This window comes from Streptomyces apocyni, assembly GCF_009739465.1.
In the GTDB taxonomy this organism is placed as follows: domain Bacteria; phylum Actinomycetota; class Actinomycetes; order Streptomycetales; family Streptomycetaceae; genus Streptomyces; species Streptomyces apocyni.
This window is the reverse complement of record NZ_WHOM01000065.1, coordinates 1-25,061: the sequence shown is the minus strand read 5'-3', so window position 1 is coordinate 25,061 and position 25,061 is coordinate 1. Positions and strand designations below refer to the sequence as shown.

Annotated in this window: 21 protein-coding genes and 1 pseudogene; 9 read left to right on the top strand and 13 right to left on the bottom strand. The window is 69.3% G+C overall.

Features of this window, described 5'->3' with window-relative positions; translation table 11 throughout:
* Positions 1-238 precede the first annotated feature (238 nt).
* The 3 genes from GCN81_RS19090 to GCN81_RS19080 are packed head-to-tail and all read left to right on the top strand — an operon-like array spanning position 239 to position 3,827.
* The gene (locus tag GCN81_RS19090; RefSeq protein WP_156725821.1) at positions 239-763 is read left to right on the top strand and encodes a PadR family transcriptional regulator; all 525 of its coding nucleotides are present in this window, start codon (positions 239-241) and stop codon (positions 761-763) included.
* Positions 760-1,446: an ABC transporter ATP-binding protein gene (locus GCN81_RS19085; protein WP_156725820.1), complete on the top strand. Its 687-nt coding sequence runs from the start codon at positions 760-762 to the stop codon at positions 1,444-1,446. The genes GCN81_RS19090 and GCN81_RS19085 overlap by 4 nt, the downstream gene beginning before the upstream one ends.
* Entirely contained in the window at positions 1,443-3,827 is a 2,385-nt protein-coding gene (locus tag GCN81_RS19080; protein WP_156725819.1) for an ABC transporter permease, read from the top strand. Before GCN81_RS19085 ends, GCN81_RS19080 begins: the two co-directional genes overlap by 4 nt.
* A 50-nt stretch (positions 3,828-3,877) precedes the next feature.
* Here GCN81_RS19080 and GCN81_RS19075 read toward each other — a convergent pair whose 3' ends face one another.
* Positions 3,878-4,810, bottom strand: a complete 933-nt coding sequence (locus GCN81_RS19075; protein WP_231626844.1) for a LysR substrate-binding domain-containing protein — start codon at positions 4,808-4,810, stop codon at positions 3,878-3,880.
* Between the two features lie 202 nt (positions 4,811-5,012).
* Between GCN81_RS19075 and GCN81_RS19070 the strand changes: the two genes are divergently transcribed.
* Both GCN81_RS19070 and GCN81_RS19065 read left to right on the top strand, forming a co-directional pair.
* Entirely contained in the window at positions 5,013-5,567 is a 555-nt protein-coding gene (locus tag GCN81_RS19070) for a peroxiredoxin (RefSeq protein ID WP_156725817.1), read from the top strand.
* A gap of 15 nt (positions 5,568-5,582) precedes the next feature.
* A complete protein-coding gene (locus GCN81_RS19065; RefSeq protein WP_156725816.1) occupies positions 5,583-6,116 on the top strand; it encodes an alkyl hydroperoxide reductase in 534 nt (177 codons plus the stop codon).
* A 112-nt stretch (positions 6,117-6,228) separates the two neighbouring features.
* Here the strand turns inward: GCN81_RS19065 and GCN81_RS19060 are convergent, their stop codons facing one another.
* From GCN81_RS19060 to GCN81_RS19045, 4 genes are all read right to left on the bottom strand, one after another.
* On the bottom strand, positions 6,229-7,650 hold the full coding sequence (locus GCN81_RS19060; RefSeq protein ID WP_156725815.1) for an AI-2E family transporter: 1,422 nt from the start codon (positions 7,648-7,650) through the stop codon (positions 6,229-6,231).
* A gap of 122 nt (positions 7,651-7,772) precedes the next feature.
* Positions 7,773-8,543 carry an aggregation-promoting factor C-terminal-like domain-containing protein gene (locus GCN81_RS19055; RefSeq protein WP_456115050.1) on the bottom strand — a complete coding sequence of 257 codons (771 nt, stop codon included), beginning with the start codon at positions 8,541-8,543 and terminating at the stop codon, positions 7,773-7,775.
* Positions 8,544-8,941: 398 nt separating this feature from the next.
* The gene (locus GCN81_RS19050; RefSeq protein WP_156725813.1) at positions 8,942-10,264 is read right to left on the bottom strand and encodes a PhoH family protein; all 1,323 of its coding nucleotides are present in this window, start codon (positions 10,262-10,264) and stop codon (positions 8,942-8,944) included.
* A gap of 317 nt (positions 10,265-10,581) precedes the next feature.
* On the bottom strand, positions 10,582-11,343 hold the full coding sequence (locus GCN81_RS19045) for an isoprenyl transferase (protein ID WP_156726275.1): 762 nt from the start codon (positions 11,341-11,343) through the stop codon (positions 10,582-10,584).
* Between the two features lie 118 nt (positions 11,344-11,461).
* Between GCN81_RS19045 and mgrA the strand changes: the two genes are divergently transcribed.
* Complete coding sequence (gene mgrA, locus GCN81_RS19040) at positions 11,462-12,499, top strand: L-glyceraldehyde 3-phosphate reductase (RefSeq protein WP_156725812.1); 1,038 nt, start codon at positions 11,462-11,464, stop codon at positions 12,497-12,499.
* A 121-nt stretch (positions 12,500-12,620) separates the two neighbouring features.
* Here mgrA and GCN81_RS19035 read toward each other — a convergent pair whose 3' ends face one another.
* The 3 genes from GCN81_RS19035 to GCN81_RS19025 all read right to left on the bottom strand — a co-directional run bounded on the left by GCN81_RS19035 (position 12,621) and on the right by GCN81_RS19025 (position 16,192).
* Positions 12,621-13,421 carry a prepilin peptidase gene (locus GCN81_RS19035; RefSeq protein ID WP_407697989.1) on the bottom strand — a complete coding sequence of 267 codons (801 nt, stop codon included), beginning with the start codon at positions 13,419-13,421 and terminating at the stop codon, positions 12,621-12,623.
* 304 nt (positions 13,422-13,725) lie between these two features.
* The gene (locus GCN81_RS19030) at positions 13,726-14,034 is read right to left on the bottom strand and encodes a winged helix-turn-helix transcriptional regulator (RefSeq protein ID WP_156726273.1); all 309 of its coding nucleotides are present in this window, start codon (positions 14,032-14,034) and stop codon (positions 13,726-13,728) included.
* Between the two features lie 175 nt (positions 14,035-14,209).
* The gene (locus tag GCN81_RS19025) at positions 14,210-16,192 is read right to left on the bottom strand and encodes a heavy metal translocating P-type ATPase (RefSeq protein ID WP_156725811.1); all 1,983 of its coding nucleotides are present in this window, start codon (positions 16,190-16,192) and stop codon (positions 14,210-14,212) included.
* A 124-nt stretch (positions 16,193-16,316) separates the two neighbouring features.
* On the opposite strand from GCN81_RS19025, the gene GCN81_RS19020 reads away from it, so the two are divergent.
* On the top strand, positions 16,317-16,670 hold the full coding sequence (locus GCN81_RS19020) for an ArsR/SmtB family transcription factor (protein ID WP_156725810.1): 354 nt from the start codon (positions 16,317-16,319) through the stop codon (positions 16,668-16,670).
* Between the two features lie 63 nt (positions 16,671-16,733).
* On the opposite strand, the gene GCN81_RS19015 is transcribed toward GCN81_RS19020, so the two are convergent.
* The 4 genes and pseudogenes from GCN81_RS19015 to GCN81_RS19000 form a co-directional block, all read right to left on the bottom strand.
* Positions 16,734-17,492, bottom strand: coding sequence for a class I SAM-dependent methyltransferase (locus tag GCN81_RS19015; RefSeq protein ID WP_156725809.1), 759 nt, complete (start codon positions 17,490-17,492; stop codon positions 16,734-16,736).
* Positions 17,493-17,616: 124 nt separating this feature from the next.
* Positions 17,617-18,211, bottom strand: a pseudogene (locus GCN81_RS19010) (SDR family oxidoreductase).
* Positions 18,212-18,325: 114 nt separating this feature from the next.
* Positions 18,326-18,898, bottom strand: a complete 573-nt coding sequence (locus GCN81_RS19005; RefSeq protein ID WP_156725808.1) for a hypothetical protein — start codon at positions 18,896-18,898, stop codon at positions 18,326-18,328.
* A gap of 31 nt (positions 18,899-18,929) precedes the next feature.
* Positions 18,930-20,528: a hypothetical protein gene (locus GCN81_RS19000; protein WP_156725807.1), complete on the bottom strand. Its 1,599-nt coding sequence runs from the start codon at positions 20,526-20,528 to the stop codon at positions 18,930-18,932.
* A 294-nt stretch (positions 20,529-20,822) separates the two neighbouring features.
* On the opposite strand from GCN81_RS19000, the gene GCN81_RS18995 reads away from it, so the two are divergent.
* Positions 20,823-21,761, top strand: a complete 939-nt coding sequence (locus GCN81_RS18995) for a PDDEXK family nuclease (protein ID WP_156725806.1) — start codon at positions 20,823-20,825, stop codon at positions 21,759-21,761.
* A 194-nt stretch (positions 21,762-21,955) separates the two neighbouring features.
* Here GCN81_RS18995 and GCN81_RS18990 read toward each other — a convergent pair whose 3' ends face one another.
* Positions 21,956-22,651: an ester cyclase gene (locus GCN81_RS18990; protein WP_156725805.1), complete on the bottom strand. Its 696-nt coding sequence runs from the start codon at positions 22,649-22,651 to the stop codon at positions 21,956-21,958.
* A 410-nt stretch (positions 22,652-23,061) separates the two neighbouring features.
* On the opposite strand from GCN81_RS18990, the gene GCN81_RS18985 reads away from it, so the two are divergent.
* Positions 23,062-24,630, top strand: coding sequence for a pectate lyase family protein (locus GCN81_RS18985; protein WP_156726272.1), 1,569 nt, complete (start codon positions 23,062-23,064; stop codon positions 24,628-24,630).
* The last annotated feature ends 431 nt before the right edge of the window (positions 24,631-25,061 follow it).

The window sequence follows — 25,061 nt, the reverse complement described above, 5'->3', positions numbered from 1 at the left end:
TCAGCTTTGAAAGCTAACACCGGCGATAGGGACAAACGACATGCGATCCGGTCTTTTGTGGACGTGACAATCAGCACCCGCCCTCAAAGGAACCGACTCCTGAACGCCCCGAAGGGTTGCCCACAACTCGTACATGTGAGCGGTCTCGCACCGGAAACCACGGGCTCCAGCATCGGACACCCGACGTATACACCCCGGGTATACATGCGACGTATACACCCCGTGTACAGTCTCCTGCATGTCCATTGGTCACACCCTGCTCGGACTCCTGGAGTCCGGCCCGCGCCACGGCTACGACCTCAAGCGCGCCTTCGACGAGAAGTTCGGCCACGACAAGCCCCTGCACTACGGGCAGGTCTACTCGACCATGTCGCGGCTCCTGAAGAACGGCCTCGTGGAGGTCGACGGCATAGAGGCCGGTGACGGCCCCGAGCGCAAGCGGTACGCCATCACCGAGGCGGGCATCACCGACGTCGGCGCCTGGCTCGCGACGCCGGAGAAGCCCGAGCCGTATCTGAGCTCGACGCTCTACACCAAGGTCGTACTCGCCCTGCTCACCGGCCGGGACGCCGCCGACCTGCTGGACACTCAGCGCGCCGAGCACCTGCGCATGATGCGCGTCCTCACCGACCGCAAGCGCCGGGGCGACCTCGCCGACCAGCTGATCTGCGACCACGCGCTGTTCCACCTCGAAGCCGACCTGCGGTGGCTGGAACTGACCGCCGCCCGTCTCGACAAGCTCGGAAAGGCGGTCGGCGCATGACCCCCGCCGGTGCCCTCCTCACCGCCCGTGACCTGCGCAAGGCGTACGGCCCGACCCACGCGCTGGACGGCGCGGAGTTCTCCATCCACGCTGGCGAGATCGTCGCCGTGATGGGCCCCTCAGGGTCCGGCAAGTCGACGCTGCTGCACTGCCTCGCCGGGATCGTCACGCCCGACTCGGGCACGATCCTCTACAACGGCCGCGAACTGTCCGCGATGAGTGACGCCGAGCGCAGCGCCCTGCGCCGCACCGAGTTCGGCTTCGTCTTCCAGTTCGGCCAGCTGGTGCCCGAGCTGACCTGCGTCGAGAACGTCGCGCTGCCGCTGCGGCTGACCGGCGCGGGACGCAAGGCAGCCGAGCGCACCGCGCTCGGCTGGATGGAACGCCTGGAGGTCGACGACCTCAAGGGCAAGCGCCCCGGCGAGGTCTCCGGCGGTCAGGGCCAGCGCGTCGCGATCGCCCGCGCCCTGGTCAGCGGCCCTCGGCTGATCTTCGCCGACGAGCCGACCGGCGCGCTGGACTCGCTCAACGGCGAGCGCGTGATGGAGCTGCTCACCGAGGCCGCCCGGTCCACCAACGCGGCCGTCGTCCTGGTCACGCACGAGACGCGGGTCGCCGCGTACTCGGACCGCGAGATCGTCGTACGCGACGGCCGGTCCCGGGACATGGAGCGGGCCATATGACCACGCTGTCACCTCCACCCACCGCGCCCCACGAGTCCCGGGCACCCACGCCCCCCGGCCTAGTCGGATCCTGGCTCCGCGACCTGGGCATCGGCCTACGGTTCGCCGTCGCGGGCGGCCGCGAAGGCTGGTTCCGTACGCTGCTGACCGCCGTCGGCGTCGGTCTCGGCGTGGCCCTGCTGCTGGTCACCACCGCGCTCCCGAACGCCCTCCAGGGCCGCCACGACCGGGAGATGGACCGCAGCGAACTGCGGTACGGCGACACGCTCGACAAGGCGGCGGACGACACGCTGCTCTTCACTCGCGTCGACACCGAGTTCCGGAATCAGAGCGTACGCGGCCGCATGCTCCAGCCCGAGGGCCCGCGCGCCCCGGTGCCACCCGGCCTCAACGCGCTCCCGAAACCCGGCGAGATGGTCGTCTCGCCCGCGCTGCGCGACCTCCTGACGTCCTCCGACGGCGAGCTACTCGCCCGACGGCTGGACTACGACGTCGTCGGCACCATCGCCGACGACGGACTGGTCGGCCCCGGTGAACTCGCGTACTACGTCGGGGCGGACATCCCGGGGGCCTCCCCGGAGAACGGCGCGGACGGCCGGATCGACTCCTTCGGGGAGGTGCGGACCGACCGGCCGATGGGCCCGGTCCTGGTGCTGCTCGTCGTCGTGATGTTCGTTGTCCTGCTGATGCCGGTCGGTGTGTTCATCGCCGCGGCCGTACGTTTCGGCGGCGACCGCCGTGACCGCAGGCTGGCCGCGCTGCGGCTGGTCGGCGCGGACGGCCAGATGGTGCGCAGGACCGCTGCGGGCGAGGCGTTCGCCGGGGCGCTGATCGGGCTGCTGATCGGCGCCGGGCTCTTCCTGGCCGCCCGGCAGCTCGCGGGCCAGGTGCGGCTCGACTACGTCACGGTCTTCTCGCACGATCTGGACCCCTCACTCCTGCTGGTGCTGCTGGTCGCGGTCACGGTGCCCGCGTCGGCGGTCGCGGTGACGCTGTTCGCGCTGCGCGGTGTGGTGATCGAGCCGCTCGGTGTCGTACGTACCGCGAAGCCGTCCCGGCGCCGCCTGTGGTGGCGGCTGCTGCTTCCGGTGGCCGGTGTCGGGCTGCTCTACCCGATGTTCGGGCAGGGCGACGGCAACGGCGACTTCAACCAGTGGATGGTCACCTGCGGAGTGGTGCTGATCCTGATCGGCATCACGGCACTGCTGCCATGGCTGGTCGAGGCCTGCGTCAACCGCCTGGGCGGCGGCGGGCTCTCCTGGCAACTTGCGGTCAGGCGACTCCAGTTGAGCAGTGGCACGGCGGCCCGGATGGTCAATGGCATCGCGGTCGCGGTGGCCGGGGCGATCGCGCTCCAGATGCTGTTCGCCGGGGTCGAGGACGACTACGTCGAGCCGACCGGCGTCGACCGCTCGCAGGCTCAGATGGTCGTCAGCCCGCGCGGTGACAGTTCCGCCACCGAGGGGCTGGCCGAGACCGACAGCAGGCTCCGCGCCGCCGACGGTGTACGGCGCACCATGCCGCACGCCTCCACCTGGGTGAGCGCCAAGCCCACCTCCGAGGACTCCGAAGCCCAGGTCACCGTCGGAAGCTGTGCGGTGCTCGGCCTGATGGCGAAACTGCCGTCGTGCCGCGACGGCGACGTGTTCGCCGTGGACGGCGAGTCCCGCGAGCTGGCCAAGCCGGGCACCAAGCTGTACTTCGAACCGATCTGGGGCTCCGATGACACCGAGGCGCCCCCGTGGACGGTACCCGCCTCGGTGCGCGCGGCCACCGCCGTCGAGGACCCGATGGGCAACATCACCGGCGGACTGCTGGTCACGACCGGGGCACTGCCGCAGGAGGCCACCAGCACCCTCAGGGGCGAGATCTACGTCCAGATCGACGAGTCGGTGCCAGACGTGCGCGAGCACGTACGCAACGCCGCCGCGATGGCCGGGCCGTACACCAGGACGTACGAGTTGCAGGCGACGCAGGTGGACGACGACTTCCGCACCGTCCGCAAGGGCCTGTTCATCGGGGCCACCTGTGTGATGCTGCTGATCGGTGTGAGTCTCCTGGTGTCCCAGCTGGAGCAACTGCGCGAGCGCAAGAAGCTGTTGTCGGCCCTGGTGGCCTTCGGCACCCGGCGCCGGACGCTGTGTCTGTCGGTCCTGTGGCAGACGGCGGTCCCGATCGCCCTGGGCCTGGTCCTGGCGACCGTGGTGGGCATCACGCTGGGCGCCGTACTGCTGAAGATGGCGGCCGCCTCGATCGCGGTCGACTGGGCCGGGGTGGCCGCGATGGCGGGCATCGGCGCGGGCGTGGTGCTCCTGGTCACGGGCCTCAGCCTGCCGCCGCTGCTGCGGCTGATGCGCCCGGACGGGCTGCGTACGGAGTGAGCGCGCCAGCCGGGCTTCCGCCACGGGAGCCCGGCTAAGGGGCGTCTCCCCTAGCCGCCGTCCGCGACCGTCCGCACCGGCAGCGTCCGCAGCGCCACCCGCAGCTCCGCCGCCAGCTCCTCGTACTCCGCCGCCCGCGCCGCCCCCGTACGCATCGCGAGGGCGATCCGTCGCGTGGGCGCGGGCTCCGCGAAGTACCCGGTGAGCAGCTGGCTGCTGCGGCTGGTCTCCACCGTCACCGCGGTGCGCGGCAGCAGCGTCACCCCGAGCCCGCCCGCCACCAGCTGCACCAGCGTCGAAAGCCCCGCCGCGGTCGTGGACACCGGCACATCCCCGCGCCCCGCCTCCCGGCAGATGTCCAGCGCCTGATCGCGCAGACAGTGCCCCTCGTCCAGCAGCAGCAGGTTCAGCGACCGCAGCGCCTCCCGGGGAATCCCCTCCCGCCCGCCGAGCCAGTGGTCGAGCGGCGTGACCAGCACGAAGTCCTCGTCGAACAACGGGAGTTCGCTCACCCCCGGCGCCCCGAGCGGCACCGCGAGCAGCAGCAGATCCAGCCGCCCGGACTGCAACCCGTCAAGGAGCGACGACGTCTGCTCCTCATGCACCTCAAGGTCAAGCTCCGGATACCGCTCATGCACCAGCCGCAGCACGGTCGGCAGCAGATACGGCGCCACCGTCGGGATCACCCCCAGCCGCAGCACCCCGGTGAACGGCCCCCGTACCGCCTCGGCCTCCTCCATCAGCGCCCCCACGGCCGCGAGCACGCCCTGCGCCCGTACCGCGAGCCGCTCCCCCGCGGGCGAGAGCAGCACCTTCCGCGTCGTACGCTCAAGCAGCCGCACGCCGAGCAGTTCCTCCAGCGCCGAGACCGCTCCGGACAGCGCGGGCTGGCTCATGCCGATCGCCGCGGCCGCGTCCCGGAAGTGCAGATGCTCCGCGACGGCCGCGAACGCGCGCAGCTGCGCCAGGCTCGGCTGCTTCACCCGGCTGCTGGCGCCACTACGGGCGCTACCGCGGGCATGGGCATTACTACGGGCATTACTACCGGCCACTGATAACCACCTCCGATCGCGATGACCGAGTCTAGCTATTTCTGCTATCAATGCACGTCGTGTCAAGATCTCCATCCGTCCAACCCTCCCGGAAAGCCCGATATCGGGCTTCCCATGCTGCAAGGAGAGCTGAGTGCTCACTGTCGGTGACAAGTTCCCCACCTACGACCTGACCGCCTGCGTGTCGCTTGAGAGCGGCAAGGAGTTCGCGCAGATCGACCACAAGTCCTACGAGGGCAAGTGGCGCGTGGTGTTCTTCTGGCCGAAGGACTTCACCTTCGTCTGCCCGACCGAGATCGCCGCCTTCGGCAAGCTGAACGAGGAGTTCGCCGACCGCGACGCGCAGATCCTGGGCGTCTCCGGTGACTCCGAGTTCGTGCACCACGCCTGGCGCAAGGACCACGCCGACCTGCGTGACCTGCCGTTCCCGATGCTGGCCGACTCCAAGCACGAGCTGATGCGCGACTGCGGCGTCGAGGGCGCTGACGGCTTCGCCCAGCGTGCCGTCTTCATCGTCGACCAGAACAACGAGATCCAGTTCTCCATGGTGACCGCCGGTTCCGTCGGCCGTAACCCCAAGGAGGTCCTGCGGGTCCTGGACGCGCTGCAGACCGACGAGCTCTGCCCGTGCAACTGGACCCAGGGCGAGAGCACCCTGGACCCGGTCGCGCTCCTCTCCGGCGAGTGAGCGGACGGAACTGAGATGGCTCTCGACGAACTGAAGTCCGCTGTACCGGACTACGCCAAGGACCTGAAGCTGAACCTCGGTTCGGTGATCGGCAACTCCGACCTGCCGCAGCAGCAGCTGTGGGGCACCGTGCTCGCCTGCGCGATCGCGTCCCGCTCCCCCAAGGTGCTGCGCGAGCTGGAGCCGGAGGCCAAGGCGAACCTGTCGGCCGAGGCGTACACCGCCGCGAAGTCCGCCGCCGCGATCATGGCGATGAACAACGTCTTCTACCGCACGCGTCACCTGCTCTCCGACCCGGAGTACGGGACGATGCGCGCCGGTCTGCGGATGAACGTCATCGGCAACCCGGGCGTCGAGAAGGTCGACTTCGAGCTGTGGTCGCTCGCGGTCTCCGCGATCAACGGCTGTGGGCAGTGCCTAGACTCGCACGAGCAGGTGCTGCGCAAGGCGGGCATGGACCGCGAGACGATCCAGGAGGCGGTCAAGATCGCCGCCGTCATCCAGGCCGTGGGTGCCACGCTGGACACCGAGGCGACGCTGGCGGCCTGATCCGCCGCGTCTCCCCTCCCCGTACACCGCTGTACGACGCTGTACGCCGATCGCCGGTCGGGCTCCCTCGAGCCCGGCCGGCGATCGGCGTTGGTGCGTCGGCGCGTCGTGCTCAGGGATTGTTGTTGGTACTGGCGCGTTCCGGGAGGACCGGGGCGACCGCCACGATGGTGGCGCCATGCGGCCCAGGCGTGGCCTTCATCGCCTCCTCGCGCGCGTGGACGCGGAGATAGCCGACGACGGTGTTGATCACCGCCACCATCGGTACGGCGACCACCGCCCCGCTGATGCCCGCGACGAGCGCGCCCGCCGCGACCGCCAGGACGACGGCGAGCGGGTGCACCCGTACCGCGCGGCCCAGGATGAAGGGCTGCAGCACATGGCTCTCGATCTGCTGCACCGCGAACACCACGGCCAGCGCCAGCAGCGCCGTACCGGGCCCCTGGGTCACCAGCGCCACCAGCACCGCCAAGGCGCCGGAGACCACCGCACCCACGATCGGGATGAAGGCGAACAGGAAGATGAAGACGGCGAGCGGGACGGCCATCGGGACATCGAGGAACCAGATGCCGATGCCGATGAACACCGCGTCGATCAGCGCCACGATGACCGTGCCGCGTACGTAGGCGGTGAGCGTCTTCCACGCGCGCGGCCCCGCACCCGCGACGCCGGGCCTGGCCTCGGCGGGCACCAGCTTGAGCGACCACTTCCAGATGGTCTTGCCGTCGTAGAGCAGGAAGAGCGTCGAGAACATCGCGAGCACGATGCCGGTGAGGATCTCCAGCACCACCGTGACGCCCTCGAGTCCCGCCTCGGTGAGCTCCCTGGCGTTGCTGCCGACGGCGTCACTGAGGCTCTTGGCGACGTTGTTGATCTGGTCCTCGGTGACGTGGAACGGGCCGTCGATCAGCCAGTTCTGCATCTCCTCGATGCCGTTCTGGACCTGGCGCGCGAGATTGTCGACGTTCTCCATGACCTGCCAGACCACGAACCAGCCGACCAGACCGATCACCACGAATCCCGTGATGAAGGTGACGGCGGTCGCCAGGCCATGCGGCAGCCCGAACCGGCGCAGCCTGGCCACCATGGGCTGGAGCAGCGCGGTGATCAGCATCGCGGCCACGAAGGACAGCACGACCAGTTGCACCGCGCCGACGATCTTCATCAGCACCCAGACGAGCCCCGCCAGGACGACCAGCCGCCAGGCGGCCTCGGCGGCGACCCGGATGCCCCACGGGATCGCCGTGACCGGGTCGGGCCGCGGCGCGGCGGACGGCGCGGGGGCGGGCGACGCGTAGGCGGGCGGCGCGGACGGCGCGGGCAGCTGCTCGCCCGCGCTCTTGGATTCCCGGTCACCCTTGGGTTCCGCATCCTCCGGCGGAGGCGGCACAGACCCGGGCCGGGCGTCGGCGTACACCTCGTCGTCGTACGAAGCGGTGCCCGGCTCATCCCGGCGCTCAGCCTCGCCCAAGCGCTCGCCGAGTCGGCTCAGCCCCTCACCGAGGCGGCCGAGCCAGCCTGGCACTCTCGACATGATCTTTCCTCTTCCCCCCACCGTTCCCCCTGCGTTCGTGTGGAACCGTACACGCGCGAAGCCCCCCACCGAAGGACGGTGAGGGGCTTCACGAAGTTGAGCGTCCGGCCCGATCGTTCAGATCAGTACCAGTTGTTGGCCTGCCAGAAGCTCCAAGCGCCACACGGACTGCCGTAGCGGTCGTTCATGTAGCCGAGGCCCCACTTGAGCTGAGTGGCCGGGTTGGTCTGCCAGTCCGCGCCCGCGGTGGACATCTTGCCCGCCGGGAGCGCCTGCATCAGACCGTAGGCGCCGGACGACGGGTTGGTCGCCTTGTAGTTCCAGCTGGACTCGTGGTCCACGATGTTGCTGAAGCACTGGAACTGGTCGCCCGGGACGATCTGCCGGGCCATCGACTTGACCTCGGCGATGGAGTACGAGCTCTGCTGCGCGAAGTTGTCCGTCGACGGGGCGGTCTTGGAGCGGGTCTCGGAACGGCTGGCCTTCTCCTTGGCCTCCGCCTCCGCGCGCTCCTTGGCCTCGCGCTCGGCCTTCTCCTTGGCTTCGCGCTCGGCCTTCTCGGCGGCTGCCTTCTTCTCGGCTGCCGCCTTCTTGGCGATCGCGTCCTTGGCGGCCTTCTTGCGCGCCGACTCCTCCGCGGACTTCTGCTCGGCGGAGTCCGCTGCCGCCGCCTGGGCGTCAGCCTGCTGCGTCAGGGACGCGGTCTGCACGGCTGCCTGCTGCCCTGCGGGGATCTCCGCGAGGAGCGTCGCATCGCCAGCCGCCGCCGTGGCCTCCAGGTCGTTGTAGCTGTCGCTGTCGGTGTTACCCGAGGCAACGCCGACGACAGCACCGACGGTGGTGACCGCGGTGGCGGATGCCACTGCGAATCCACGGACCGAAATCCGGCTCACACGCTTTCCTTCCAGCATCGCCCGGTAGGTGACCTTTCGGGCGCAATCGTGCCCCTTGCACTGGCCTCCCCACTGATACACGGTCACGGGAGGCACGGACCCGACGGGCAACCCCCTCACGGGGACGGCCTCTTGAGACACGGGTGGCATACGACGATCGCTATGAAGTTCTGTGGTGCCGCACCGCTGGGGGTGCAGCTGTGTCGCATGCGGGGCCTGACAGTCCCCAGACTCTGCCGGAAACGGATGGCGCGAAGCAATTCCCCGTTGCGTGGGAAAGCTCACACCTCGTTTGTCCCAGGGGTTTTACGGAAACACGCACACGCCACAACGCCGCCCGGCTAAGCTCTCCAGCTTCGCCGGGCGGCGTCAATCACCGTCAACTACCGCGCACCGTCTCAGATGTGACCCTCTTCGAGCATTTCGGTCACCAGTGCCGCGATCTGCGAACGCTCGGACCGCGTGAGGGTGACGTGCGCGAACAGCGGATGCCCCTTCAGCTTCTCGACGACGGCCACGACTCCGTCGTAACGACCGACCCTGAGGTTGTCGCGCTGGGCGACATCGTGCGTCAGCACCACGCGGGAATTCGCCCCGATCCTGGACAGAACGGTCAACAGGACGTTCCGTTCCAGCGACTGGGCCTCATCCACGATCACGAACGCGTCATGGAGCGAGCGGCCCCTGATGTGGGTGAGCGGCAATACCTCCAGCATCCCCCGCGCCGTCACCTCCTCGATCACCTCACGCGAGGTGACCGCTGACAGCGTGTCGAACACGGCCTGCGCCCACGGGCTCATCTTCTCGGACTCGGAACCCGGCAGATAGCCCAGATCCTGCCCGCCCACCGCGTACAGCGGCCGGAAGACCATCACCTTCTTGTGCTGCTGCCGCTCCAGTACGGCCTCCAGGCCCGCGCAGAGCGCGAGCGCCGACTTGCCGGTGCCCGCCCGGCCGCCCATCGAGACGATCCCGACCTCCGGGTCGAGCAGCAGATCAAGCGCGATGCGCTGCTCCGCGCTGCGGCCCTTGATGCCGAACGCCTCCCGATCGCCCCGCACCAGCCGGACGTTGCCCTCCGACGTGACGCGCCCCAGCGCCTTGCCGCGCTCGGACTGAAGCGTCAGCCCCGTGTGCACGGGAAGCTGGGCGGCCTCAGGTACGTACAGCGACTCGCCCTCGAAGAGAAGGTCCACCTGCTCCCCGGAGATGCCCAGTTCGGCCATTCCCGTCCAGCCGGAGTCGGTGATGGCGAGTTCGGCGCGGTACTCCTCGGCGAGCAGTCCCACCGACGAGGCCTTGATCCGCAGCGGCAGGTCCTTGGAGACGACGGTGACGTCGTACCCCTCGGCCTGGAGGTTGCGGGCGACCGCGAGAATCCGTGAGTCGTTGTCCCCCAGTCGATAGCCGGCCGGAAGCACGCCGGGATCGGAGTGGTTGAGCTCGACACGCAGGGTGCCGCCCAGTTCGCCGATGGGGAGCGGAGCGTCGAGGCGGCCGAACCGCACCCGGCAGTCGTCCAGCAGGCGCAGTGCCTGCCGGGCGAAGTAGCCGAGCTCGGGATGGTGCCTCTTCGCCTCCAGCTCTGTCACCACGACGACGGGAAGCACGACTTCGTGTTCGTCGAAACGGGCCAGAGCACCCGGGTCGGCCAGCAGAACGCTGGTGTCGAGTACATAGGTGCGCCTGTCTGGCATACGGCGCTTTGTGCTGGTCACCACGGAAGGACGTACCCCCTCGGCAGAGGTTGGGGAAGCGACGGCGTCGCGGGGGACCGGACCGGGCTCAGGCCACCTTGCTGGGCCGAGCGCCGGCCCTCCGCTTGTCCGTAACGCGTACGGTCCATCGGTTGCAACGGGCCTCCCGGGTGAGCGACCCGGTGCCGCTCACTGAGGTGCGACGCCCCTGGAGCGGGCGTCGACCTGGAAGGGATATGCCCTCGAACACGTGCGGCCATGCAGAGGCATATGACGACGTGAAAGTGAACAGCCTGTGGCGAGGGCGGGCCGAAACGTGCCGCCCTGTGCCGCCCTGTGGCCTAACCGCCGTAGCGGCGGTGGCGGGCCGCGTAGTCGCGCAGCGCGCGCAGGAAGTCGACCTTACGGAAGGCGGGCCAGAAGACTTCGCAGAAGTAGTACTCGGAGTGCGCCGACTGCCAGAGCATGAAGCCCGAGAGCCGCTGCTCACCGCTGGTGCGAATCACCAGGTCAGGGTCGGGCTGGCCGCGCGTGTAGAGGTGCTTGGAGATGTGCTCCACATCGATCAGCTCGGCGAGTTCCTCGAACGAGGTCCCGCGCTCGGCGTGCTCCAGAAGCAGCGAGCGCACGGCGTCGGCAATCTCCTGACGGCCGCCGTACCCCACGGCGACGTTCACGAGTATCCCGGTGTTCCCCACCGTGGCCTGCTCGGCTTCCTTGATCACGGACTGCGTACGAGCGGGCAGCAGGTCCATCGTCCCGACATGGTGGACCCTCCACCTGCCATCGGCCGCGAGCCCGCGCACCGACTCCTCGATGATGCCCAGCAGCGGCACCAGCTCGGCCTCGGGCCGGTCCAGGTTGTCCGTCGACAGCATCCACAGCGTGACCACATCGACGTCCGTCTCGGCGCACCAGCCGAGGAACTCGGAAATCTTCTGGGCACCCGCCTGGTGGCCTTCTGCCGTGGTGCCACCGGCGGCCTTGGCCCAGCGCCGGTTGCCGTCGAGGATGACGCCGATGTGCCCAGGTACCTGCGCGTGGTCGAGGCGTCCTTCCACCCGGCGCGCGTAGAGCCGGTACACCAGGTCGCGCAGGTTCACTCTGTTCAGCCCCTCCGAGCAGATGGCAGGTACGTGCATCCCCCAAGGGCGCCACCTTACCGTCGTACACCCGCACGGAACCCCGTGGGTGCGCTCACGCTCAAGTAGCTTCGTACCCATGAACGACACTTCCCTCTACCGCGCGGCGGGCGACCGCTACGACTCCATCGAGTACCGGCGCACCGGCCACTCCGGCCTGAAGCTGCCCGCCATTTCCCTCGGCCTCTGGCACAACTTCGGCGACGACCGCGGTCTGACCTCGCAACGAGCGATCCTGCGCCGTGCGTTCGACCTCGGCGTCACCCACTTCGACCTGGCGAACAACTACGGTCCGCCGCCCGGTTCGGCCGAGCTGAACTTCGGCAAGCTGCTGGCGCAGGACTTCGCCCCGTACCGGGACGAACTGATCATCTCCACCAAGGCCGGCTATCAGATGCACCCCGGCCCGTACGGCGAGTGGGGCTCCCGCAAGTATCTGATGGCGTCCCTGGACGCCTCCCTGAAGCGCATGGGCGTCGACTACGTCGACATCTTCTACTCCCACCGCTTCGACCCGGACACCCCGCTGGAGGAGACCATGGGCGCCCTGGCCTCGGCGGTCCAGCAGGGCAAGGCGCTCTACGTCGGCATCTCGTCGTACAACGCGGAGCAGACCCGCGAGGCGTCCCGCCTCCTCAAGGACATGGGCGTACGCCCCCTGATCCACCAGCCGTCCTATTCGATGATCAACCGCTGGACCGAGGACGACGGCCTGCTCGACACCCTGGAAGACGAGGGGATGGGCTGCATCTCCTTCGTACCGCTCGCCCAGGGCCTGCTCACCGGCAAGTACCTGAAGGGCATCCCGGAGGGCTCGCGCGCGACGCAGGGCAAGTCGCTGGACCCGAACCTCCTCTCGGAGGAGGTGGTACGCCGCCTCAACGGCCTGAACGACATCGCGTCCCGACGCGGCCAGTCCCTCGCCCAGCTCGCGCTGAACTGGGTGCTGCGCGACGAGCGGATGACGTCAGCGCTGATCGGCGCGTCCAGCGTCCAGCAGCTTGAGGAGAACGTGGCGGCCCTGAACGGCACGAAGCTCACTCAGGAGGAACTCGCGGAGATCGACACCTTCGCGGTATCCACCCCCGGCACCAACATCTGGGCCGACCGAGGCTGAGTAGCTGACCGAGGCTGAACAGAATTCGGGCCGGTCCGTGGGGGGGATACGGACCGGCCCGAGGGGGGGACTTACACCATAACCCTTCGTGAGCGATGCTGCGCACATCACCGCGCAATGACTACGCTCCGAGACCGCCGAGCAACAGTCCGCTGAACGCTCCGGCAAGCATGCAGGGCCCGAACGGCATCGCCGTCTTACGCCCCGCCCGCCCGCGCAGCACAAGGGCGAGGGCATACCCACCGCCGTACAGAACCCCCGCGAAAAACCCGAGCAGCAGCGCGCCCCAGCCGTACCACCCAAGGGTTACTCCCAGCAGCATCGCCAGCTTGACGTCCCCAAAGCCCATCCCACTCGGATGGGCCAGGAAAAGCGCGAAGTACACCCCACCCAGCACCAACCCGCCCCACAGCACTCCCTGCCACGACCCGCCCGCCCCCTCCACCTGCGCGGCCAGGCCAAGCAGCACCAGCGCGGCGGCGGCGAGCGGCAGGGTGAGCACGTCAGGCAGCCGGTGTACGGCGTGGTCCACGACGGCGAGCAGTACGCCGAACGGTACGAGCGCCAGCCACACCAGCGTCTCCGGCCGGACCCCGACCGCACCAGCCAGCGCGGCACACAGCACGGCGGTCAGCGCGGCGAGCACGGGCGTGCTGGGCCCGAAGGCCCCGGACCCGGCCCCGACCCTGCCCCCGGCCCGCGCTCCCGCGTCCGCTCCCGCCTCCACCCCACAGTCGCGACACCACGCGCCGCCGACCCAGCCGCGCGCCAGCCCTCCCGTGAGGTCGTGCCCGCGCGGGCACGACGCACGCCAGGGCTCCCCGGGGGCGACGGCCAGCCGATGCGCCGCTCGCGGAACCAGCCGCCCCGCGACCCCACCCCACACGGCGGCGACCCCAACAACGCTCAACAGCACGGACACCCGCCCGACGCTACCCCGGGGCCCCCGGCCCCCACATGGGCCCGGGGGCCCAACACCCCAGCAACTCCGCGGCTGCGCCTCCGCCGACGAAAGTCAGCCGACGAAGGTCAACCGGCGCAGGTCAACCCGGCGAAAGTCAGCCGCGCTGGGCCGACGAAAGTCAGCCGCGCTGGCCGCAGACGGCACCGCGCGGCCCCCTCCACCGCGCGGTGCCCCACCGCGCGACTTTGCCTACGCGAATTGCACTGGTCTGAACCTACGTGATCGCTGGGGCCGGTATCGACCCCACCGCATAACGATGCGGTCACGCCGCCGACCGACCCTTGGCGCGCAGGATCTCCTCCATGTAGGTGTCACCCCACGCACCGAGCGACTCCAGCGCCGCGTTAAGCGCCACCCCCAGCGCGGTCAGCGAGTACTCGACGCGGGGTGGCACTTCCCGGTAGACCTCCCGGTGCACGACACCGTCCGCCTCCAGCTCCCGGAGCGTCTGGATGAGCATCTTCTCGGTGATCCCCCGCACGCCGCGCCTGAGCTGACCGAAGCGCAGGGTCCCCGCGTCGTGCAGCGCCCACAGGATGAGCGCCTTCCACTTGCCGCCTACGACGTCCATGGCGGCGTCCACGCCGCAGGTGTAGGCCCCACCGCCCTTCTTCTCGGCTTTCTCGGCCTGCTCGGCCTGCTCGGCCTGCTCGACGTTCTCCGCCTTATCCGCCGACACCGGCACCAACTCCCCTACCCAGCCCAGCCGTACTTACCGATTCGGCAGTACTACACCCCACTCCCCCTCACTCCCGCCACGCCTTTTCGCGCAGCAGCCGCAGCCCGTTGAGCCCCACGAGCACCGTCGACCCCTCGTGCCCCGCCACGCCGAGCGGCAGCGGCAGGTGCCAGACCAGGTCCCACGTCACCAGGACGACGATGAAGGTGCCCGCGATCACCAGGTTCTGGATGACCAGCCGACGGGCCCGGCGGGACAGCTCCACCGCCCGTGGTACGGCGGCGAGTTCGTCCCGTACCACCACCGCGTCCGCGGTCTCCAGGGCGAGGTCAGAGCCCGCCCGTCCCATCGCGACGCCGGTGTGCGCCGCGGCGAGGGCGGGGGCGTCGTTGACGCCGTCGCCGATGACCAGGGCTCGGTGTCCCGCGGCCTGGAGCTCCTGGACGGCCGCGGCCTTGTCCTGCGGCAACAGCCCGGCCCTGACCACACCGCCGCTGGCGATCCCGGCCTGCGCGGCGACCGCCGCGGCGGCCTGGGGGTTGTCCCCGGTGAGCAGGATCGGCGCGGTACCCGTGAGCTGGGCGAGAGCGGCGACCGCGGCGGGCGCGTCGGGACGCAGCCGGTCAGCGAGACCGAACCGCCCGGCGGGCGCACCGTCTACCAGGACCTGTACGTGGGTGACAGCGGCGGCGTCCACGGCGGCGTCCGCGCTCACGTCACCCCCATCCATCGGCGCCGAACCCACCGACACCAACCGCCCGTCAACCCGCGCCACCACGCCACGCCCCGGCGTCGAGGTGAAGTTGGCGGCCACGCGCAAGGCCAGCCCGCGCTCCTGTGCCGCCCGCACGATCGCGCGGCCGAGCGGGTGCTCGCTGGCGTACTCGGCCGTCGCGGCGAGGGTGAGCAACTCGTCCTCGGAGAAGCCCGTTTCGGGGTGGATCTCGGTGACGCGGGGCGTACCTTCGGTCAGCGTTCCAGTCTTGTCGTAGACGACGGTGTCCGTCTGGCCGAGGCGTTCCATCACCACGGCCGACTTGATCAGCACCCCGTGCCGCCCCGCGTTGGCGATCGCCGAGAGCAGCGGCGGCATGGTGGCGAGCACCACCGCGCACGGCGAAGCGACGATCATGAACGTCATGGCCCGGAGGAGCGCGTCCGCCAGCTCCGCGCCGAAGGCGAGTGGCACGCCGAAGACCGCGAGGGTCGCCACCACCAGGCCGACCGCGTACCGCTGTTCGATCTTCTCGATGAACAGCTGGGTCGGCGCCTTGGTACGGGACGCCTCCTCGACCATCGCGACGATCCGCGCGATGACCGTGTCGGACGGGTCGCGTTCGACGCGCACGCGGAGCGCTCCGGTGCCGTTGAGGGTGCCCGCGAAGACCTGGTCGTCGGGGCCCCTGTACACCGGCAGCGGCTCGCCGGTGATGGTGGCCTGGTCGACCTCGCTCGTACCGTCCAGGACTCGTCCGTCGGCGCCGATCCGCTCGCCTGGGCGGACCAGGACCTCGTCCCCGACGGCGAGTCGGGCCGTGTCGACGACCTCCTCGCCGTGTGGGGTGGCGTGTGGGGTGGCGTGTGGGGTGATACGGGTCGCGGTGGTCGGAGCAAGGTCGAGCAGGCCACGTACCGAGTCCTCCGTACGCGCGGTGGCCAGCGCTTCGAGCGCGCCCGACGTGGCGAAGATGACGATCAGCAGCGCGCCGTCCATGTACTGCCCGATGGCGGCGGCGCCGAGTGCCGCGACGATCATCAGCAGGTCGACGTCCAGGGTCTTCTCGCGTAGGGCCTTCAGCCCTTCCAGTGCGGGCTCCCAGCCGCCGGTGACGTACGCGACGGCATAGAGCGGCCCCCAGATCCAGCCGCTCGCGCCCATCAACTGGAGCGGCAGCGCCACCAGGAACGCGACGGTCGCGGCGGCGGCCCACCGCGCCTCGGTGAGGGCGAGCACGCGGGTGCGGCGGACGAGGGTGCGGTTCGGTGAGGGTGAGGCTGAGGGTGGCGCGCTGACGGGGGTGGTGGCGGCCGTGGGCGGAGCTGCGGGCATGACGAGAGAGACCCTTCGCGGGCAGGGGCGGGGGACTCTCTCAGCTTACAGGAATGCATGAACAGCTCTTCATGCATTTGCTTCGATTCTTCATGCCGATACTTCGTGTCGATACGATGAACCCATGGGCCACGGAGTCGACCAGCAGAGCACCACCCGCGAACGCCTGGACACCGTCGGCGCCGACGACGTCGCGGCGACCCTCCAGGCCCTGGCCACGCCCTCCCGGCTCCGTATCCTCGCCCGCCTCCAGGAGGGCCCGTGCGCGGTGAGTGAGCTGGCCGAAGCCGCCGGAATGGAGCAGTCCGCCTGCTCCCACCAGTTGCGGCTACTGCGCAACCTGGGCCTGGTCAGGGGCGAGCGGCAGGGCCGTTCCATCGTCTACGCGCTGTACGACCACCATGTGGCGGAGCTGCTCGACCAGGCACTGTTCCATGTCGAGCACCTGCGCCTGGGGCTGCACGACGAGCACACGTAGGCGGAAGAGGGAGGAACGGCAGGCGCTAACGGCAGGCGCTACACGGGCTTCCTGGCGTCGACGCTACGCGGGCTTCCTGGCGTCGAACAGAACCCGCGAACTGTGCGCCACAAACGGCCCGTCGGCCTGGATCCGCTCATGCAGCTCCCGTAGCCGCACGCCGTACTTCTCCACCGTGAACCCCGGGACCATCCACACCACCTTGCGCAGGAAGTGCACGACCGCCCCCACGTCGTGGAACTCCATCCGCAGCCACTCCATCCGCACATCGACGACATCGAGCCCGGCCGCCTCAGCCTCGGCGCGTTCCAGCTCCGGGTGGCGGGCGCGGCGGATGTTCTCCGGCTGCGGCCCGAGGAAGTACTCGACGAGTTCGAAGACGCTGGCCGGGCCCACATGCTGGGCGAAGTAGGTACCGCCGGGGCTGAGCAGGCGCGCGACCTCGGCGAAGTACGGCTTCTGCGGGTGGCGGCTGACCACCAGGTCGAAGGCCCCGTCGGCGAACGGAAGCGGCGGCTCCTCGGGGGCGGCGACCACGGCCGTACCGAGCGGGTGCAGCCGGGCGGTGGCCTTGGCGAGGTTCGGCGGCCAGCCCTCGGTGGCGACGCACAGCGGCGGTCGCTTCGGTACGCCCGCGAGTACCTCGCCGCCGCCGGTCTGGATGTCCAGCGCGGCCTTGGCCATCGCCATCCGCTCGCCCATCCGGCGCTGGTAGCCCCACGAGGGCCGGGCCTCGCTCGCGCGGCCGTCGAACCAGGAGAAGTCCCAGCCCGCTACCGGGGCGGCCTCCGCTTCGGCGACGAGGTCCTCGAAGCTGGTCATACGGCGATCGTCGCAGGGGCGGCGCGCGGTCGCTACCCGGATTTCGCGTGGCCTCGCGCCTCCGACTCCGCGCGGCCTCGCACCCCCGACCACGCGCGGCCTCGCACCCCCGCCGCCCCGCGCCTCACACCGGCTGGCCCACCGGTCGTACCACCACCGTGTTGACGTCCACGCCGCTGGGCTGGTTGATCGCCCACACCAAGGAGGCGGCGAGCTCGTCGGCGGTGAGCAGCTGCCCGTCCGGGAGGTGGCCCAGGCCGTCCCAGAACGGCGTCTCCACCCGCCCCGGCGCGATCAACGTGACGCCGACGCCGTCGCTCGTGACCATCCGCCTGGCGTTCTCGGCGAGCCCGGTCAGCGCCCAGTTGGTCGCGCCGTAGAAGTTGCCCGGCGTGTGCACGATGCCCGCCACGCTGCCGACCAGCACGACCCGGCCGCGCGTCTGCTTCAGGTGCGGCAGGGCGGACCGGATCAGCAGCGCGGGCCCCAGGACGTTGGTCAGCACCATCTCGCGCCAGCCCTCGGGGTCGGCCGCGTTGCCAGGGAGAGTCAACAGCTCGACAGATGAGCCAAGTTGCTTTGCAAACGCACTCAATCGGCCCTCGCCGCGCCCGGTGACGGCCACCCGGTACCCCCTGATCGATGAGCTGCCGGGCGGCGGCGGCACCGATGCCGCTGCCGCCGCCGGTGATGAGCGTGACGGGTGAGCCGCTACTCATGGACGACCTCCGAACAGGGCGGCGCCCAGGGCCTGTTGCCCTGGAGCTACCTCGTAGCCGGGAGTGCATCACTTTGAGCGCGCTTGAAGTCAAGGCCCGAAAGGCCGCTCGCCTTCAGTCGGAAACCGCGACCGAGTCCACGATCGCGTCCACCTCATCCGAAGTCAGCTGACCAGACACGTAGTTGAGCCGTACGAGAAAGAACGTCCGCTTCCCCTCCGCGGCGACCACGTCCGTACCCAGAACCCTGGCGCCCTTCCGCGCCAGCCCCTCGCCTCCACCGGGCGACTCCCGCTCCGGGTAGTCGATGCGGAAGACGTCACCCGGGACGCCCTGGTGCTCGACCTTCCCGAAGCGCTGCGTACCGCCGCCGAACGTGTACGTACGCCGGGCGTCGTGCGCCGCGAAGGCGACGCTGCTGGCGGTGGAGAAGTCCCGCCTGACCGAGAGCCTGCCGACGGGGGTGCCACCTTCGTGGAGTTCGGCGACGGCGTCGAGGTCGCCGGTCGGGTCGGTCTGCTGCCAGGTGGACGGGAAGGTGACGGAGACCTTTCCGGCCGTGAGGGTGTTCTTGGCGACGGACGCACGACTGCTGTCGCCGCTGTCGCCGCAGCTGGTGGCGAGTACACCGACGGCGAGTGCGGCACCGATGGCTGCCGCCACCGTACGACGCTTGCTGCTCCTCATCACGCGTCCTTCCGGTCCTGCTGGTCCCTCACTAGCCGCAGATCTCGCTGCGCTGGTACCTGCGGTTGTCGCCCTGAGGCATGCCAAGGTAGTCCCCGGACCTGATCGTCGCGGTGGTCTCGTTGATCGTCCGGTCGAAGCCCAGGCTCGCCATGGCGTTGAGTTCGAATCCGAAGCTGGCGCTGTCCTCGACTGAGTCGTACGTCGCCCGGGTCGTCTTGGCATGCTCGAACAACGGGTTGCCGAACGCGTCAGCGCGGTCCGGGCGGGTCGTGGGGGCCGGGTCCATGAAAGCCGTCTCGAAGGGCTTCGCGGCGTGGTCCGGGTCGTTCAGCCACCGCTCGGCGACGGCGCGCATCGCGTCGCCTTCGGGGCCTTTGGGGATCTCGAGGGTGGTGGTGACGACCTCGGTCTCTCCCATGTTGGCACCCACGCCCACGCCCACGCCCAGGCTGCCGCTTCCACTGGCGTCACCCCCATCTGCGCCTTCGCCGCCTTCGCCATCCGGCAGGGTGACCCCCGCGTCCGCGCGCGCCTTGGTGTCCACAGTCCGGGTGATGACGATCTTCTGCAGGTCGCCGTCGTCCTGGCCCCGGGTGACACCGATCGCGCCGTTACGCGTATGCCCCGCGTACGCCCCGGCCTCGGCGACGCCCGCGTCCAGCTCGGCGCCCAGTTCGCCGCGGAGTTGGAAGGCGTACGTCTCGGTCGTCGTCTTCGCCTTGGCGTCGTCGGCCGTCGTGACGCTGCTCGCGACCTCCAGTTTCCCGGAGGCGCCGACTTCCAGGTCGCCCAGGGCGGGTCCGGCGAGGTTGGCTTCAACACCGGCGTTGGTCTGGACTGTGCGGAAGCTGACGCGGTTGGCGTCCATCTCGCGTTCGAGCCGCTCGCGGATCTCCTTGTTGCTGCCGGAGACATGCTCACGGTAGGTGTCCCGGATGATCCGCCAGCCAGGTTTGGTCCAGTTGCTCTGGTCCGCCTCGTGCAGGCGCCGCAGGTCGCCCTTGAACCTGTCAGCCTCTTCCTTACTGTCAAAAACCCAGGTGTCGCCCTCGCTGAACTCGAGCCCGCCCCCCACCTTCACCGTGCCGCCTGCGCCACCGCCTGCGCCACCGCCTCCGTCTCCGTTTCCGTCTCCGTTTCCGCCTCCGCCTCCGCCTCCGCCGAGATCGGCCTTAGCACCGAACCCGGCCTTGAACTCCAGCCCGGCGCTGACCCCGTCCGCGAACGTCATCTGGTACTTCTTCGTATGCGTAGGCTCGCCGTTCGGCCCCTCGACGTTGAACTCTTCCATCCGGAACTGGTGCTTGTCGCCGACCGTGAACCAGAGGACCTTGGCCTGGTTGCTCACCGTCTCCGTACTGCTGCCGACCTGACAGTCGGTGGGCCGGTAATCCTCATCGGTCCTGCCACCGCCATCCGCCTGATCCCCACTGCCACCACCGTCACCATCGCTACCACCACAACCTCCCCCGCTCTGGCCGACGATGGAGAGCACGGCGCAATGGGCGCGCTCCGCGACGACCGCACCGGTGGGGGTGGCGAACGCTGCCACGGCGATGGCCGCGATGAGAGCGAGCACGGCGGCGTACTCCAACGTGGCGGCTCCCGCGTCACGTAAGCGCCCCATTCCCCCCGCCATCCCCCTCTCCCTCCCTTTGCCTCTCCCTCTCGCCCCGCTGCCGCGACGCCCTGAGGCTAGGCAACGTCCGGGCCCACGGTCTTGAGCCCGTAGACCCAGCGCCCGACCTACCGGGCCCACCGGACCTAGAGGAGCTGAACGGGGGGCGAGTCACCCAAGCACCAGCGCGGCCACCACTGGTGCCGCGTCGACCACCGGGCGGTCTATGCAGGTCAGGCCCACCGTGACCAGAGTTATCCACAGGCCTGACGGGACAGCTGCGTCTGAGGGCACACTGAGGGCATGACGGAGCTACGGGAGTTGGCTCAGGGGGGTGTACTGCTGACCGCCCGGGCGATCGAGGCGGGTTGGGGCCGACACAGGCTCAATCGACACCTGTGCAGGGACGGTTGGGTGCCGCTGCGCCGGGGGGCGTGGGGTGAGCCAGGACGGGAGGTGGACCTGGGGCTCCGGCTGCGGGCCGTGCAGTTGGGCAAGCCTCATCTGGTGGCCAGCCATCGCTCCGCCGCCGCACTGCACGGCATCGAGCTGCTCAACGAAGGAGAGCGGGCGAGGGAGGGGCATCAGAAACTGGAGTTCATCGACGTCACCAAGAAGGGCAGGCCGACCGGCCTGCGTCTACACCACATGTCTCTCCACGCAGGGGATGTACTGCGAGGAGGTGGCGGACTGCTCCACACCTCCGCCGCGCGAACCGTCGCCGACCTGCTACGACAGGGCCCCAGAGACGAGGCCCTGGTCGCCACCGAGTCCGCGCTCACCCCACGTACGTTGCCCTGGGGCCCACGCCCCGCACTGGTGGAACTACGGGAGGTCGACTACGCACTCGCGGCACCCGGGATACGCGGCAGCCGCCGCGCCCTCAAGTGGCTGAACCTGGCCAACCTCGCCGCCCAGTCACCGGCCGAGACGGTAGCGCGGCTACGGATACACGAGGCGGACCTGCACCCAGAGACGGGCGTCGTGCTCCATGTACCGGGTGGACGACGGCGCTACCCGGACTTCTTCTTCCGGTCGGCGGGGCTGGTCGTGGAGATCGAGGGCTACCGCTGGCACGGCTCCCGCCAGGCGCACCGCGCCGACATGGCGCGCTTCAACGAGCTCATACGATGCCCAGGGGTGCGGTACGTGCTGCGGTACGGCGCGGCGCACGTCTTCTGGCGGCCGCAAGAAATGATCGCGGAGATCCGCCGAACCCTCGCCGCGTCCCCCTCGGCCTGACCCGTGGGGCATGTGGCCGTGGGCGTGTGGGCGGCGGCCCACGGCGCCCCACCCCACCACCACCCCCACCACCACCGACCGCACCGCGAACCGTCGCCCTGCTGGCCGCCGAGGTTCCCTAGCTCGGAGGTCTCAGGTCTCAGATCTCAGGCCTCAGGCCTCAGGCCTCAGGTCTCAGGTCTCAGGTCCCACCCTCAGCCCTCCAGGACGCCCAGCTGCTGCATCAGGCCCATGTCGTCCACGTTCCACCAGCTCTCGGCTATCTTCCCGCCCACGCAGCGGAAGGTTCCGTGCCCGGTGCCCGCGACATCCCGGTTGGTGGCCGCGATGTCCTTGTACTCGCCAACGTGCTTGCCCTTGAAGGAGAACCGCACGCAGACCTGGTCGCCTTCAGCAACCATGCTCTCGACGGTGACCTGGGGCCCGAAGGCCCTGAAGATCTCCTCGTTCTCCCGCTTGGCCTGTTCGAGACCGACGTCGTAGGACGACAAGGACGGGTCGTGCTCGCGGTAGTCCGCCGTACACAGCGCGTCCGCGGCGTCCGTGTCGCCGCCGTTCACGACCTCCTCGAAGAACCGCGCGACCATCCCCTTGTTGAGCTGCTCGTCCCGTACGACATCCAGATCCGTGAAGGAGGGCATCCCGTCACACAGCGCCACCATCTCCCGGAAGATCCGGTCGGTCTCCGGAAGGTTCGAGTTCTTCATCGCCTCCTCGTACGAGGGGAACTCCACGATCTCCACGACGTGCGACGCGTCCGCGCGGTCCTGGCCCATGATCGCGTGGGTGGCGGTCCGCTTACCCTTGGTGGCCTCAGCCCAGCTGTCCATCAGACGGTTCAGCTCGTCTGGGTGGCTTGTCTTGCAGTCGATGACCTGCACGAATGTCATGACGCTCATCTCCTAAGTGCCGGAGCATCCCCCTCCCCTTCAGGCTATGCCTGTCCCGGCACCGTGTCGTGGGCGCGCCTCTAGCGCCCATTCCGCACGGTGCACGAGCCTTGTCAGCCCAGCTGAGGGCACCCTATTGTCACGGACAGAAAGCGCTTTCTTGCGGCGGATACGACCGATCCGACTGCTCCGGCTACCGGCCTCGAAGGTTCAGGGTTCGAAGGTTCAGGCCACCCATGTCCGGGCCTGGCGACCTACCCAGCGACACCCCTGACGTAGACCACGGCACGTAGATCAGCACGCCCAGCATCAGTCGACGACGACAAAGATGAGATGAGCGAGGCGAGATGAGACGCCCAACGAAGCGACCGATCAAACGACCAGTCGCCCTGCGACAACCCCTACGAACCCTGCGACCCCAACGCCCCCTGCCACCCCTGCGACTCCATGCGGCACTGACCACCCTGGCCCTGGCCCTCGCGGCCGCGACCGGCGTGGTCCTGTCGATGCCCGAGGCATCGGCAGCGCCCAGCAACGCCAGCGGCTACGCGACCCAGAACGGCGGCACCACCGGCGGCGCCGGAGGCCAGACCGTACGGGCCACCACGGGAACCGCGATCCACGCGGCCCTGTGCGGCCGGGCCAGTAGCAGCACCCCGATCACCATCGAGGTCGAGGGGACCATCAACCACGCCAACACCAGCAAGGTGTCGGGCGGCAGTTGCAATACCGCGGACGGCGTCATCGAGCTCAAGCAGATCAGCAACGTCACGCTCGTCGGAGTCGGCAACGGTGCCGTATTCGACCAACTGGGCATCCACATACGCGAGTCCAGCAACATCATCATCCAGAACGTGACCGTCCAGAACGTCAAGAAGTCGGGCTCACCCACATCCAACGGCGGCGACGCCATCAGCATGGAGCGCAACGTCCGCAACGTCTGGGTCGATCACGTCAGCCTGCTGGCGTCGGGCGGGGAGTCGCAGGGGTACGACGGCCTGTTCGACATGAAGGACAACACACAGTACGTGACCCTGTCGTACAGCACCCTGCGCAACTCCGGCCGCGGCGGCCTGGTCGGTTCCAGCGAGAGCGACGTCTCCAACAGCTACATCACGTACCACCACAACCTGTACGAGAACATCGACTCCCGCGCACCTCTGCTGCGTGGCGGAACAGCCCACATGTACAACAACTACTACGTGCAGCTGAACTCTTCGGGCATCAACTCCCGCGCCGGAGCCCGCGCGAAGGTGGACAGCAACTACTTCAAGGACTCCAAGGACGTCCTGGGCACCTTCTACACCGACGCGGCCGGCTACTGGCAGGTCAGCGGCAACACCTTCGACAACGTGACCTGGTCCACCCCCGGCGACAAGAACAACCCAGCAGGCCCCAACCCCCAGTCCAACACCACCGTCAACATCCCGTACGCCTTCAGCCTCGACCAGTCCAACTGCGTGCCGAACATCGTGAGCGAGACGGCAGGCGCCAACAAGGACCTACGAGAGTCAGACGGCAACTGCTCCCCCCAGAACCCAACTCCAACCCCAACTCCAACTCCGACGCCGACGCCGACCCCCACTCCGACCCCGGGTCCGACCGACCCCGGCGGGACCAACCTCAGCATCGGGGCAGGCTCCGACGGCTCAAGCAAGGCCAGCGGAACGAGCTACGGCGACGTCCGCGACGGCGACATGAACACCTACTGGTCACCGACAGGCTCGACCGGCTCCATCTCGATCAAGTGGGGCTCCGCCACCACCGTATCCAAGATCAACATCCGCGAGGCCTCAGGCGCCACAGGCAACATCGGTTCCTGGCGGGTCATCAACCACGACACCGGCACCGTCCTGACCACCGGCAACGGCGCAGGCGTCATCACCTTCCCCCAAACCACCCTGCACAAAATCACCTTCAACATCACCAGCTCATCCGGCACCCCAAAAATCGCCGAGTACGAGACCTACGCGAACTAACCCGCAGCACCCCGCACCCCGCACCCAACACCCACCGGTGCTGAGTGCGGGGTGATCGGGGTGGGCCGGGGCGGTGTCGGGGGCGCCCCGTGTCCGTGAGGGCACAGGGATGGCCGCCCTCTAGTCTCGATGGTCGCGGGGCCGGGCCGGCTGTCAAGGGCGCTCCCTTTGGTCGCGTCGGCTGCGCCGATTCCGCTGTCGCTCCACCCTTGACATCCGTCCCGTCCCCGCTATGCAGGCTGTGGGAGGGCGGCTCAGGGGAGGCGGCGGGCAGCGCTTCGGGAGGGGCTGGCGTTTCGCTGCCGGGTGCGGACTGGTTGTTGGGGCGCACGAGGGGGGATGGGCGGTCCGACACCGGCTCAGCGACTGCGGGCGGTGGGGGTGACCGGCGCGCACGAGGGGCGGGGTGGTCCGACACCGGCTCAGCGACT

Excerpts from the sequence above, each read along its gene's own strand:
- GCN81_RS19090 (WP_156725821.1), top strand. The coding sequence starts at position 239 with ATGTCCATTGGTCACACCCTGCTCGGACTCCTGGAGTCCGGCCCGCGC.
- GCN81_RS19085 (WP_156725820.1), top strand. The coding sequence starts at position 760 with ATGACCCCCGCCGGTGCCCTCCTCACCGCCCGTGACCTGCGCAAGGCG.
- GCN81_RS19080 (WP_156725819.1), top strand. The coding sequence starts at position 1,443 with ATGACCACGCTGTCACCTCCACCCACCGCGCCCCACGAGTCCCGGGCA.
- GCN81_RS19065 (WP_156725816.1), top strand. The coding sequence starts at position 5,583 with ATGGCTCTCGACGAACTGAAGTCCGCTGTACCGGACTACGCCAAGGAC.
- GCN81_RS19060 (WP_156725815.1), bottom strand. The coding sequence starts at position 7,650 with ATGTCGAGAGTGCCAGGCTGGCTCGGCCGCCTCGGTGAGGGGCTGAGC.
- mgrA (WP_156725812.1), top strand. The coding sequence starts at position 11,462 with ATGAACGACACTTCCCTCTACCGCGCGGCGGGCGACCGCTACGACTCC.
- GCN81_RS19030 (WP_156726273.1), bottom strand. The coding sequence starts at position 14,034 with ATGGACGTCGTAGGCGGCAAGTGGAAGGCGCTCATCCTGTGGGCGCTG.
- GCN81_RS19025 (WP_156725811.1), bottom strand. The coding sequence starts at position 16,192 with ATGCCCGCAGCTCCGCCCACGGCCGCCACCACCCCCGTCAGCGCGCCA.
- GCN81_RS19020 (WP_156725810.1), top strand. The coding sequence starts at position 16,317 with ATGGGCCACGGAGTCGACCAGCAGAGCACCACCCGCGAACGCCTGGAC.
- GCN81_RS19015 (WP_156725809.1), bottom strand. The coding sequence starts at position 17,492 with ATGACCAGCTTCGAGGACCTCGTCGCCGAAGCGGAGGCCGCCCCGGTA.
- GCN81_RS19005 (WP_156725808.1), bottom strand. The coding sequence starts at position 18,898 with ATGAGGAGCAGCAAGCGTCGTACGGTGGCGGCAGCCATCGGTGCCGCA.
- GCN81_RS19000 (WP_156725807.1), bottom strand. The coding sequence starts at position 20,528 with ATGGGGCGCTTACGTGACGCGGGAGCCGCCACGTTGGAGTACGCCGCC.
- GCN81_RS18995 (WP_156725806.1), top strand. The coding sequence starts at position 20,823 with ATGACGGAGCTACGGGAGTTGGCTCAGGGGGGTGTACTGCTGACCGCC.
- GCN81_RS18990 (WP_156725805.1), bottom strand. The coding sequence starts at position 22,651 with ATGACATTCGTGCAGGTCATCGACTGCAAGACAAGCCACCCAGACGAG.